This is a genomic window from Bradyrhizobium sp. DN3 (genome assembly GCF_041357655.1).
Lineage (GTDB): Bacteria > Pseudomonadota > Alphaproteobacteria > Rhizobiales > Xanthobacteraceae > Bradyrhizobium.
Window position 1 is genome coordinate 208,003 of record NZ_JAULLN010000003.1, and the last position, 12,651, is coordinate 220,653.

The following is a 12,651-nucleotide window of genomic DNA, read 5'->3' on the forward strand; positions in this document are numbered from 1 at the left end:
TACAAAGCGCGATGACGTTTCATCCTGATCGCACTGCGCTTTGGCTAGACAGCATAATGCTGATCGCTTCCGAGCTGATCGCTGGCGTAGATGACGGGTGTGCCGATGACGAACCGGATCGCCTGCTCCGCATGCCAGTGCATGCCGAGCGGCTGCAGTTTCTCGGCGGCTTCCGTAATGGTCTGGCGGGCCGCCCCGTCCTGCCCCTGCCCCGCGAGAAGCTCGCCGCGCAGGACGAGGTTCAGGGCCGCATCGCGCAGTGACCCGCGCCTGCCTGCGGAGATCTCCGCGCGCCGCAACCAGCGCTGGCTTAGTGCAAAATCTTGGCGTTGGGCTGCGAGTTTCGCGAGCGAGCGGCATGCTGCCGCCTCGCCCAGCCGCTCGCCTTCACGCGCGCGGCGCAGGACATGGGCGGCGTACCGCCGTGCCGTATCGACATCACCTTCGGCTGCTGCTGCCTCGACCAGCCAGCTATATTGAACCGACGTGTAGAAGTGGAAGTTTCGCCTTTCCATCCATTGCGCGGCGTTCCGCAACTGCTGCAAACCGTCGGCATCGCCGGTCGCCGACCAGCGGGCAAATCCGGACGCGGCGCGGCAGGCCGCCAGCAGCAGCAGGCTGCGCATATTCTCGGCAACACGCGCTCCCTCGACGGCGAGCCGCTCCGCCTCCTGCCAGCGACCTTGCCAAACCAGTACGACCGAAACCCAATTGCGCACCGAATTGACGACCGGGTGGGTCGAGCCTTCGACCAGGGCCATCGCCTCTCTGAAGCAGTCGTGAGCGCCGTCGAAATCTCCGCGATCGGCCAGCACACTACCTTTGCACGACAACGCGTAGGCCGTGCCGATGGCGATCGCGCCATGCCGGCGGCTTCGTTGCTGCTTGGCTGAGATGGCAGCGTCGATCAAGGTGATGGCTTCGTCGTATTGGCAGCCTGCTGCGAGAATCTGGCCCAGTGAAGCTTCGATCTGGGCGATCATGCGGTGGTCGCCGAGCTTGCGCGCCAATTCCAGTGCTGTCCGTGTGTGTGTCACGCCCTCCCGAAAGCGGCCGAACCCGTAGCACATGTAACCGAGCCATTCATAGGCACTGGCCATCGCGCCGATGTCGCCGAGCGAGGTCGCGATCGCGACCGCCTGCTCAAAGACGGTGGTGTCGTCGGTCAACGACATCGGGTCGAAAATGTTGACCAAACCTAATTTATTGGCCAGCAAGCACCAGCGCAGCGACTGCTCGCGCGAGCGATCCGGCACGCGATCCAGCGATTGCATGGCGACCTGATATTGCGCACGGGCACGGTCCAGCGCGAATGCCGCCATGGCCTTGTCGCCGGCGCGCTCGGCATAATGGGCCGCGCTCTCCCAATGACCTGCGCCGCGCGAGTGGTAGGCCAGCCCTTCCAGCGTGTCTTCGCGATCGGCCTGCTCGGATCGTGCCAGCAATTCGCCCTGGATGCGCTTGTGCAATGCCTGACGCTCGTGCAGGCCGATCGTGTCGTACACTGCGTCCCGCGTGATGCCATGTTTGAAGCGTAGGACGCCGCCCGCTGGATCGGCATAGAGAAAATCTGCGTCGGCCAATGCCCGCACCTTTGCCGGGTCTGGTTCGCTGCCGCAGGCCGAAACCAGCAACCCGTGCGGCACCGTGTTTCCAATGACCGCCGCGGCGCGCACTACGTTCACCTCATCCGGCGGCAGGCGCGCCAATCGCGAGGCGACCAGCGTTGCGATCCATCCCTGCTTGCTGCGTATTTCGAACGAAAGAGGATCGTTGGCCGCTATGGAGTGGCACAGCTCTTCGATGAACAGCGGCACCCCGCCAGCATAAGCGTGAACGCGGGCCACCAGGAACGGATCGGCCTGTGGCACCCAGCGTCGGACAGCCAGATCAGTTTCCGGGCCTTGGAACGGCTCCAGCTGCAGGTGAGGCGCGCTGGAAATCCATTCGGTGCCGTCGTCGCGCGGCCGGCTGGCGAGGATGACGCGCGGTCCATTGGGCAATTGCAGGAGGGCCTCCAGCAGCTGCCGGCTCGCGTCGTCGGACCATTGCCAGTCGTCGATCACCAGCACCAACGGCCCCTGCGCCGACAAGACGGTAAAGAATCCGAGCAGGTCACCGACCACGCCGTCGACGGTCATCCGGCCGCCGCGCGCATCGGCGCCGGTCGACGCCAGCGCGAGGATCGATTCAGCACGCGGACCGAGCTGGGCGGCCCATGGCTGCAGGCCTGCGCGGGCAATCTCGTCGGCCTCGACGACAGATGCGTCCAGTCGGATTCCCAGGTAGGCGCGCAGCATTTGCAGGAATGGTTGCAGGACCTCGGCACCGACATAACTTTCGCAGCTGCCCCGCAGCAGCTTGAACTGTTCAGTACCACAGTGTCGCAACACTTCTTCCAGGAGGCGCGTCTTCCCGAGCCCGGGACCGCCGACGACGACCACGCAACGTTGCCTGGCCGGGTGGGCCTGGACGAGAAAGCCGGTCAGAACGTTGAAAATCTCGTTGCGACCAATAAAGGGCGTCAGGCCGCGACGAGAAGTTGCCTCGAAGCGGCGGGTCGCCGTGCTTCGTCTCAGCACCACGCGCGCCTGCGGCATTCGGGTCGCTGCACCCGATGTCTGAAGACGGTCGCCGAGCTCGAAAAAATTTGCATGCGGACCAAGGGCATCGATGCTAGCCAGGATCTGACCCGGGGCAGCGTAGCGCGACAGGTGCGCCGCCGTGTTCACGACATCGCCGATCAGGTCGTACCGGCCGGACTCGATATCTCCCTCCGTCAGGAGCAAGGTGCCGGCGTGGATACCGGAATGCATTTGAAGCGGCATCAGAGCCGGCGACACGCCATCGTGGCGTAATTGCCCGACCCACTGGTGAATATCGAGTGCCGCTTCCGCGGCACGACGACCGTCATCCTCGCCCGATTGGGGGTAGCCGAACACAGCGAGGGCACCGTCTCCCTGCGTTCTGATGATGCGACCGCCGTGCCTGGCCACCGCGCGATGCCAGATTTCCCGCAGTTGGCTCAGGAGTTCGGAAAGGTGCTCGGACTCGATATCTCGCCCTAAGGCGGTGGACCCCACGAGGTCAGAGAAAAGCACCGTCAATCGATGACGTTCGCCTTTCCGGTCACGGGTCTGCGTATTCATCGTCGATCGCAGCCAACTCGTTGCCGAACGGCAAGCACGGTCTCCGGCTGGTGCCAGATCGGATGCCGCAAGGCAGGATACACACCGGTAGTATCCCGCCTACCCTTCGCGAGCACAAGGTGAAAGCTCGTGGGGTCGCATTCGCCGAACATGGTTCTCGGCGCGGCCGCCTCGACCAAATCTAACCCATTCAAAAGTTTGATTCATTTCCCTTAATGGATAGCGGATGCGGTTCGCGGCACTTGCGAAAGCCGGGCCAGCCCACCTATCCGGCAACTCAAATGCCCAGGGGGCCAGTCCCCGGTGCGCCCACAGCGATTTCAGCACGCAGGAGGAAATCGAAGGTGCACATGATCGCTGAGCCGACGGCTTTGGCTATGAAGGTCCCGGTGGAAGGACAGCGCAAGATGCTCGAGCTGCTGCTCTAGCGTAGCGGCAGCAGATCGAGCCGGCTCTGCGCCTTCTTGACGACTGCTGCGAACCAGCTCTGGCTCGGCGCTTCCTTGGCGAAGCAGGCTGTGAAGGCCGCCATCGCATTGTCTTCGCGGGTCATGTCGCCGCGCGGGTCCTTCTTGTCGACCGCTCTGGCCATCATTTGTTTCCAGATCTTCTCGCAGGCCGTGATCGGGGCCGTCTTTACGGCGTCCGATGTCGCGATGAAGAACACCTTATCGTCCTGGATCGCGACGACGTCGATCTCATGCGGCGGCGCCTTGACACCGCCATTGCCGCGCACGCCGAGCATGGCGACCGCGGCACTCGCCGCTGCAGGCTTGGTGATCGGCAGCTCCGCATAGATGGCGAAGGCGGCGTCCTGGATCGCGTAGTAGTAGAAGCGGTCGGATTTCAACGCTGCGCCGCTCTCCTGCGGCATGCCATCCTCGCGATGCTCGCCCAGCCAATGCCTGAGCAGCGTGGTCGTGGTCACCACCGCTTGCGTCTTGTGACCTTCCGAGGCGAAGCTGAGTCCGTCGAGATGGCCGAAACCGATGTCGTTCTTGAACAGCGTATCGACGTTCGACTTGCCCTCGGCCGGCAGCCCCTTGATCGTAACTGGTCCCACCAGGCCGCCCAGCACGCCTGCCAGCTCCTTGAGTGCGGCATCGTGCTGCTTATAGATCTCGTCGCTCTCCTTGGTCGCCGAGAACTTTGCGATGTAGCGATCGCGCAGGTCGAGATAATGCTCCTCGGGCGCGGCGGCACAGGCGGGCGTTGCCAAGGCGAGCAGGCAGAGCAAGGCGGGTAATCTCATGGCAATGTCCGCAACTGGGAGCTATCTCCAGTCTTTGTGCCGGTGCCGGGCGAGGAGGTTCATCCGCGATGCCGCGCTGTGCTCTTCGCGCGCGACGCACGGCAAGCGATGCGGTCTCCCTCAATAGCTTCGGCCCGGGCCAGACGAGCCGCGCGAACCTCGCGCGCCGCGGAAGTAACGGCACCACCCGTCCGGGCTGATAGGTCCGGCAACGATCTCGCAGCTGCCGGGGGACCGGAAATGCGCACAAACCCCGCAGCGCTGGGCTCCGTTTGGCTGATACTGGTACTGCGCAACCTCTTTCGGGATGGGCTTGCGTGCGCGGGCATAGGCACCCGTGGCAGATCCTGCGGTGCCATGGGCCCACGCCGGAGCCGCAGCCGTGCCCGCCAGCGCTGCGCCGCAGAGCGATTTTGCGATGAAGCCGCGGCGAGAAAGACCCTTATCGGGCTTGTTGCTGGAGGAAGAGCTTGCACCTACCGGCTTGGATTGATCACTCATCAGTCGCCTCCTGGCGGTACCGCCTTGGGCAAGTGGGATTTCCCTGCAACTCACAAACCGTGCCGGAATATTCCTGGTTCCTAAATATCCTCAGGTGACCGCAATCGCAGCGCTGCGCGTCACCACGGATATGCGCTACGGATTCGCACCGAGGCTCGGTTTCGCGGCAACGTTCATCCGAAGCCCGGACGAGCGCCCTACTCTGCCGGCGTGAGTTGCTGCCGACCGAGGCGCATCGCCGTGGTCTCGCGCACGCGGACACGGGCGCGGCGCTTGCGCCACCAGATCACGACGCCGGTGACCGACAGAGCCGCCACGACGAGGCCCATCATCGAGATCAGGATGCGGCCGAACAGCCCGACGATGCGGCCCGAATGCAGCGGGAATTGCGCCTGCACGAAGATGTCGGCGGCGGTGCCGACCCAGGGCAGGCGCTCGCCGATGGGACGGCCGTCCTCGCTGTCGTAATAGAGCTGCGCCGGGCCGACGCCGCCGGCGCCGTGGTCGTCGCCGGGATGAAAGAAGGCGGCGGCATAGACGCCATGGGCCGGGCCGTAGCTGATCGCGCCGACCGGAGTGGTCCACCCTCGCCCCTTGCCGTCGGCCGCCGCGCGCGCCGCGATGTCGGCAAAGCTGACCTTGGGCTCGATGGGGTTGTCGAGATCGCGATAGGGCCGCTGCTCATAGGGCGTCGGGGTGTAGTTCGAGACCATCTTCATCAGCGGCGAGAACACCTCGAAATAGAGGTTCAGCGAGAACGCCGTGAAGGCGATGACGAACAGCACGCCCCAGGTCCACAGGCTGAAGGCCCGGTGGATGTCGAAATTGATGCGGTAGGAGCTGCCCGAGGTCTTGATGGTCCAAGCCGGCGCCCACCGCGCCCAGAAGCCGCGCTGGAGCCGGCGCGTGACTTCAGGCGCCCGCGCCGTCTTGGCGCGCCTCCGCGATGGCAGTGTCAGATAGAAGCCGACGAAGCAATCGATGGTCCAGATGATGGCGATCACGCCGAGCACGCGCATGCCCCAGCGGTCGCTGCCCCAGAATTCCGGGATGTGCATGGTGTAGTGCAGCTTGTAGAGGAACGAGACGAAGTTTTCTCTCGTCACCGGCCACACCGCGCCCCAATAGCGCCGGCCGAGCTCCGCGCCGGTGTTGGGATCGAGGAAGACTTGATTGTAGTCGAGCGGGTAACGCCTTCCGGTCGCTGGATCGATCCGCGGCATGACGAAGAACCACAGCGAGTGGCCTTCCTCCGGCGTCATGAAGAGATAGACGACGCGTGCGCGGGGATCGCGTTGCTCGATCGTCTTCGCGAGCTCGATCGAGGGAATCGCCGGACTCTTGGTGCTGACGTCGAACAAATGGCTGTTCAGGACGTCGTCGATCTCGTGATCCCAAGAGATGATCGCCCCGGTGATGCCGGAGAAGAACAGGAAGCCGGCGGTCAGCAGTCCCGCCCAGCGATGCAGCCTGCCGAATAGTTCTCTCATGGTCTTCCACTCTCATCCCGCAGACCCGGCCGCGATTGCCGAGCCGTCTTGAAGTGAACTCACCAGCGGTAGGTCAACTTGCCGATCGCCTTGCGCCCCTCGGCATACATGCACCCCGACAGGCCGTAGCAGGCAGCGACGTAGCGTGTGTCGGCGAGGTTGGTGACGTTCAGCGACAGCCGCCAATTGTCCCTGGTGTAGGCCAAAAGCGCATCCAGCACGGTCGAGGATCCCACCTTGAAGGTGTTGGCATCATCACCCCAGGTCGCGCCGACATAACGGATGCCGCCGCCGAACTGCAAGCCTGCGAGCGGTCCGTTCTGGAGCGTGTAGTCGCTCCACAGCGAGGCGCGGTTGAGCGGCACGGTGACCGGCGCTTTGCCGACATTCACCGGATCCTGCGTGACCATGGCATCGACATAGGCATAGGCTGCGCGCAGATTCCAGCCGTCGGCGAGCGACATCGTGCCTTCGAGCTCGATGCCGCGCGACTTCACCTGCCCGATCTGTTCGTAAAAGGTCATTGCAGGTACGTACACAGCGACGTTGGCGCGCGTCAGGTCGAAGGCTGCGAAAGTGAACAGCGCGTTCCCGCCGAGCGGCTGGTACTTGACGCCGACCTCGTACTGCACGCCGGTCTCGGGATTGAGCATCTGGCCGCCCGGCCCCGTGGCAAGCACCGGCAGGAATGATTCCGAGTAGCTGAAATAGGGCGCGATGCCGTTGTCGAAATTGTACATCATGGCGGCGCGGCCGGTGAAGGCCGAAGCATCCTTCGAGATCGATGTGTTGGTGATTCCGCTGTCGAGCTGCGTCGTCACGAAATCCTGGCGGCCGCCGAGCTGGAACGACAGCCGGCCGAGCTTGATCTGATCCTGCGCGTAGAGGCCGAGCTGAGACTGCTTCACGCCGGTGTTGTCGTTCATCGCGCCGATGGTCCAGTCGTAGCTGTAGACCGGATTGAACACGTTGATCTCCGGCGACGACGTCGTGACGCTAAACGCGGTGTCGCGAAACGCGGTGTTGCGATAGTCGATCCCGACCAGCGTGGTATGGCCAAGGATGCCCGTGGTGAACTTGCCCTGGAGCTGGTTGTCCACTGCGAAGGAGTTGATGTACGAGTTGCTGTAGCTGCCGAAACGCCCCAGCTGCCCCGCCGCCTCGTCGGTATATCCCGTGCCGTAGAAGGTCTTTTCCTCGTTGTGCTGATAGGCGTAACGCAGGTTCTGCCGGAGCGTGATGTTGTCGGTGAAATCGTGCGAGAGCTGGTAGCCGGCGGTCGCGATCTCGGTGTTGAACGCGTTGAAGCTCGGCACGCCCGCGAAGAACGAAACCGGGATGGTGCGACCGTTGTTCGGCCACACCGTGCCCGAGGCCGGCAGGAACTGGAGGCCCCACCCTGCCCGGTCGCGCTGGTAGTTGGCGAGCAAGGTGATGGTGGTGTCCTCGTTCGGCTTGAAGGTGACGGCGGGCGCGATGAAGACGCGGTTGTCCTTGGTGAAGTCGACCTGAGTCTCGCCGTCGCGCACCACGCCGGTGAGGCGCCACAGTACCGTGCCTTCCTTGTTGGCGGGCCCGCCCATGTCGAACTGGCCCTGATAGCGGTTGAAGCTGCCGCCGGAGATCGAGACCTCGCCGAACTGCTGCGCCGTCGGCAGTTTTGTCACGTAGTTGAGGATGCCGCCGGTGCCGCTGCCGCCATACATCGCCGAGGACGGGCCCTTGAGAATCTCGATACGCTCGGCCCCGTAAGGATCGAGGCCGTTGAAGTGCACGTAGTTGCTGGACGGAATCCGCAAGCCGTCGACGTAGAGGCCGGACATGGTCGTGTCGAAGCCGCGGATCTGAAGGGCGCCGAAGCGGGTGTCCGAGCCGCCATTGACGTCGCCGCTGACGCCGGCCGTGTAGCGCAGCGCCTCGCCGATCGAGACCGCGCCCTGGTTCCTGACCTGGTCGGTGGTGACCACGGACACCGACTGCGGCGTTTCGATCAGCGGTGTATCCGTCTTGGTGGCGGTGCCGCTCCTCGTGGCGACGAAACCGCGCACCGGACCATTGGCGCGTTCGAAGGTGGCGCCGTTCGATGCCGACTGGGTTGGCGCAGCCTGCTGCGCCGGAGCGCGACGATTGGCGCGCGCGGCACGTGTCGCCGCCGACCTTCGTGACGATGCAATCGCCGCGGGGCGAGCGCGTTGGGCTGGCGCGTCGACGGTGACAGCGGGAATTTGCGTCTGGGCTTGCACGTCACCGAACGGCACGGAGAGTGCAAATGTGCTGACGGCACCGAAGAAGAGAAGATGAATCTGGCGGCGACGCGTGTCATCACGCGAAGAAAGTTGGAAGTCGGTCACGTCTTGGAAGCCCCACGCACTACCGGCTTTGCCGGTATCATTTTTGATGCCCCGCCCTAACTCAGGCGGTTTCGGAGTGCGATAGGAACAGCGTTAGAATTTCTCCAGACGTGTGCGCAGCAAGTGCGGCGAAAGCGCCCAGTCACGTTTCGATTTTGGAATGCTTCCAGACGGACGAGAATCCGCCCGTCCGCAACATCTGGAAACGGTATCAGCGATGCCGCAGCCGGCGGTTGACGCGACGCGCCAGATAATCGCCCGCGCTCTGCACGAGCTGCACCAGCGCGATCAGCACGACGACGACGGCCAGCATCATCTCCGGCATGAAGCGCTGATAGCCGTAGCGGATGCCGAGATCACCGAGGCCTCCGCCGCCGACGGCGCCGACCATGGCGGAATAGCCGAGCAGGCTGACCACCGCGAGCGTCAGTGCCAGCACCAGGCCCGGCAGCGCCTCGGGGATCAGCACCTTGAGCACGATCTGGATCGGCGAGGCTCCGAACGAGGACGCCGTCTCGATCAGGCCACCATCGACCTCGCGGATCGCAGCTTCGACGAGGCGTGCGATAAACGGCGTCGACGCAATCGTCAGAGGGACGATCGCCGCCGTCGATCCGATCGAGGTGCCGGCGACGAGGCGCGTGAACGGGATGATGGCGACGACCAGGATGATGAAGGGCGTGGACCGCGTCGCGTTGACGATGACGCCGAGCACGCCGTTGATGGCAGGTGCCGCGAACAGCTCCCCCTTCCGGCTGGTCGCAAGAAAGACGCCGAGCGGCAGACCGAAGACGGTGCCGAGCAGCGCCGCGATGCTGACCATGAACAGGGTTTCGCCCGTGGCCTGGGCGATCAGGTTGATGAGTTCAGGCGACATGGCCGAGACGCTCCGCCGGGAATTGATATTGAGACAACCAGGCGAGCGTCCGCGTCGCCGCGTCCTCTCCGCCAGACATGCCAAAAGGAATGCCGAGAACGAGCGAGCCGACGTGCTGGCCGCTGATCTCGTCGATGCGCGCCGAGAGCAGTGCAACGTCGAGGCCGAGCTCACGGGCAAGACGCGCCACCAGCGTATCGCCGGCGCCGGCGCCGCGGACCTGGACGCGGATTACGGCCTGTCCACCCGCGACCGGCTCCGAAACAATGCGGCTCGCCAGCGATACCGGCAGGCTGTCGCCGATCACCTCCGCCAGGAAGGACTGCGTGATCGGGTGCCTGGGATGGGTGAAGATGTCGGCGACATGGCCGCTCTCGACCACGCGGCCGGCATCGAGCACCACGACCTCCTTCGCGAGCTGACGCACCACCGACATTTCGTGGGTGATCAGCACGATGGTCACCCCGAGCTCGCGGTTGATGCTCGCAAGCAGATCGAGGATCGCGCGCGTGGTCTGTGGATCGAGCGCCGAGGTCGCCTCGTCCGACAGCAGCACGCTCGGCCGCGTGGCGAGGGCCCGCGCGATGCCGACGCGCTGCTTCTGGCCGCCGGAGAGTTCGGAAGGATAGCGGTCGTGCTTGTCGGCGATGCCGACCAGCGCGAGCAGCTCGGCGACACGGGCCTTGATGTCGGCCTTGGCCCAGCCGGCGATCTCGAGCGGCAGCGCGATGTTGTCGGCCGCCGTGCGCGACGACAGCAGGTTGAAGTGCTGGAAGATCATGCCGATTGAGCGCTGCGCCAGTCGCAATTCGCGCCCTGCGAGCGCCGAGATGTCTTTGTTGCCGACGATGACGCGGCCCGTGGTTGGCTTCTCCAGCCCGTTGATCAGCCGGACCAGGCTCGACTTGCCGGCGCCGGAGCGACCGATCACGCCGGTGATGGAACCGCGTGGAATTCCGAAGTCGATGCCTTGCAGCGCTTTGACGCCGGGCTTGCCGCGATAGGCCGGATAGGTTTTCGAGATGCCGGCGAAACGGACCATCGCGTCCGGCTCGGCGGGCGAAATCGCTTCAGGCGTCTGGATCGGCTGTCCGATCGCAAGCGATTGGTGGGCGTTCATGGTGGTGGCCTTCATGCACAATGGTTCGCTTGCCCGCAAAATCCGCGGGAAGCCTGGTCGCATCATGCGACGGGATTGGAACCGCGATGAGGGCTCGAGTAAGCGCGCTGCACCGCAGCACGCACCATCGCCCTTTCAGGTCCGTCTTGCAATGTCAGATATCTGCGGGAGTTGGATGAAGTTTTCCAAATCCCGCCCCTCGGGGAGAAAATTCATCTGCCAGGCCAAGAGCCTCCGGCGCGGCTCAGTGGACCTGCAACCAGGGCAGCACAATCAGCAGGAGGCCGGCGAAATAGAGCAGCCCAAAGATCAGGCCAAAGCCCCAGAACTGGCCTTTGCCGATGTAACCGCTGCCGAAATACATCGGCGCAGGTCCCGTCGCGTAAGGCGAGATCACGCCCATCAGGCCGAGCGAATACATGCAGAGCATGGCGAGCGTCGTGACTGGCAGATCAGTGATGCCGGATCCGACCGCCAGCACCACCGGCAGCACCGCGGCCGCATGCGAGGTGATGCTCGAGAAGAAATAGTGGATCCAGAAGAACAGCGCGACCAGCAGCAGCATCGCGGTCGATGGCGACAGCCCCGCGAGCGGCTTGGCGTATTCGGCCGCGAACCATTTGATGAAGCCGATTTCGTTGAGGCCCGAGGCCAGCGTCAGCAGCGAGGTGAAATAGAAGAACACTTCCCAGGCGCTCTTCTCGCCGACGATGTCGGCAAACTCGATCACGCCGGTCACCAGCATCAAGGAGATCACGATGAACACCACGGTAGTGGCGTTGACGAAGTTCGAGCCGAGCACGGGGACGCGGATGTCCGGGCTCGAGCCCGCGATCCACAGGAACATCGCGAGCACGATCAGGCCGAGCATGATCCATTCGTTGCGCGACATCGGGCCCATCGCGCTGAGCTCCTTCGCCGCCCATTCCGAGATTTCCGGGCTGCGCTTCACCTCGGGACGGCACACCAGATAGCTCAGCAGCGGAACGAGCACCATCAGCAGGATTCCGAGCGGCGCAAAGCCGACGAACCACTGGCCCCAGCTCACCTCGATCCCGACTGTCTTCTTGGCGATCGCAAGCGCCGCCGCGTTGGGTGCGAGCGCGGTGAAGAACAGCGAGCTCGTGATCGCGGTCGCCGCAAAGGCGGTCCACATCACATAGGTGCCGATCCTGCCGGCGGTCGGTCCCGGCTCGGAGCCATAGATGCGCGGGATGTTGCTGATGATGGGATAGACGATGCCGCCGCTGCGCGCGGTGTTCGAGGGGGTCGCCGGCGCGAGCAGGAAGTCCGACATCGCGACCGCATAGCCGAGACCAAGCGTGTTGCGGCCGAGTCGCTGCACCAGCACCAGCGCAATGCGCCGGCCGAGCTGGCTCTTGCGGTAGCCGATCGAGAACACGAAGGCGCCGACGATCAGCCACACCGTGCTCTCGGCAAATCCCGCCAGCATCCAGCGCAGCGATTTCGTGGGATCGGCATCGATATAGCCGGCGACGCCGGCGACCGTGAGGCCGATGAACCCGACTGCACCGACAGGCATCGATTCCAGGATGAGCCCGGTGATGACCGCCGCGAACACGGCAAAATAGTGCCACTGATTGACATTGAGCCCCGACGGCACCGGCCACAGATAGATCGCCAGCCACACCACGAGGGGCGCGATCAGCTTCCAGCGAAACCCGTTCGCCTCAGACGCCTGCGAGCTAGCGGTCATGGGCCTTCCCCCTCGATTGACGTCGCGCCGTGCGGCCCGTTGACCGGACCCGCTTTTGTCCCAGCGCGGCGTATACGGACTGTCCACGACGATATCAATGGCTGTCCAGAGCCGGTTTGAAAGCAGTTTTCGCCATGTCACCGGCTATGCCAGCGCGCAAAGGCGTCACGAACACATGGCCGGATTGCACTGCA

At 64.2% G+C, this 12,651-nt stretch carries 7 protein-coding genes; all 7 read right to left on the minus strand.

Going from position 1 to position 12,651, the window contains the following annotated elements:
• Nucleotides 1–44: 44 nt before the first annotated feature.
• Complete coding sequence (locus tag AAE027_RS06320; protein ID WP_370987330.1) at nucleotides 45–3,149, minus strand: ATP-binding protein; 3,105 nt, start codon at nucleotides 3,147–3,149, stop codon at nucleotides 45–47.
• A gap of 424 nt (nucleotides 3,150–3,573) precedes the next feature.
• Nucleotides 3,574–4,401, minus strand: a complete 828-nt coding sequence (locus tag AAE027_RS06325) for a hypothetical protein (protein WP_370987331.1) — start codon at nucleotides 4,399–4,401, stop codon at nucleotides 3,574–3,576.
• 698 nt (nucleotides 4,402–5,099) lie between these two features.
• Entirely contained in the window at nucleotides 5,100–6,392 is a 1,293-nt protein-coding gene (gene fsrB, locus AAE027_RS06330; protein WP_370987332.1) for a siderophore utilization protein FsrB, read from the minus strand.
• A 59-nt stretch (nucleotides 6,393–6,451) separates the two neighbouring features.
• Nucleotides 6,452–8,440 (minus strand): TonB-dependent siderophore receptor, encoded by a 1,989-nt coding sequence (locus AAE027_RS06335; protein ID WP_370987481.1) that lies wholly within the window; start codon nucleotides 8,438–8,440, stop codon nucleotides 6,452–6,454.
• A 514-nt stretch (nucleotides 8,441–8,954) separates the two neighbouring features.
• A complete protein-coding gene (locus tag AAE027_RS06340) occupies nucleotides 8,955–9,620 on the minus strand; it encodes a methionine ABC transporter permease (protein ID WP_370987333.1) in 666 nt (221 codons plus the stop codon).
• Nucleotides 9,610–10,755, minus strand: a complete 1,146-nt coding sequence (locus AAE027_RS06345; RefSeq protein ID WP_370987334.1) for a methionine ABC transporter ATP-binding protein — start codon at nucleotides 10,753–10,755, stop codon at nucleotides 9,610–9,612. Before AAE027_RS06345 ends, AAE027_RS06340 begins: the two co-directional genes overlap by 11 nt.
• Nucleotides 10,756–10,984: 229 nt before the next feature.
• Complete coding sequence (locus tag AAE027_RS06350) at nucleotides 10,985–12,457, minus strand: DASS family sodium-coupled anion symporter (RefSeq protein WP_370987335.1); 1,473 nt, start codon at nucleotides 12,455–12,457, stop codon at nucleotides 10,985–10,987.
• Nucleotides 12,458–12,651: the final 194 nt, after the last annotated feature.

What these genes read in the sequence shown, in the direction of transcription:
- AAE027_RS06320 (WP_370987330.1), bottom strand. Translation starts at nt 3,149, where the DNA reads ATGAATACGCAGACCCGTGACCGGAAAGGCGAACGTCATCGATTGACG.
- AAE027_RS06325 (WP_370987331.1), bottom strand. Translation starts at nt 4,401, where the DNA reads ATGAGATTACCCGCCTTGCTCTGCCTGCTCGCCTTGGCAACGCCCGCC.
- fsrB (WP_370987332.1), bottom strand. Translation starts at nt 6,392, where the DNA reads ATGAGAGAACTATTCGGCAGGCTGCATCGCTGGGCGGGACTGCTGACC.
- AAE027_RS06340 (WP_370987333.1), bottom strand. Translation starts at nt 9,620, where the DNA reads ATGTCGCCTGAACTCATCAACCTGATCGCCCAGGCCACGGGCGAAACC.
- AAE027_RS06345 (WP_370987334.1), bottom strand. Translation starts at nt 10,755, where the DNA reads ATGAAGGCCACCACCATGAACGCCCACCAATCGCTTGCGATCGGACAG.
- AAE027_RS06350 (WP_370987335.1), bottom strand. Translation starts at nt 12,457, where the DNA reads ATGACCGCTAGCTCGCAGGCGTCTGAGGCGAACGGGTTTCGCTGGAAG.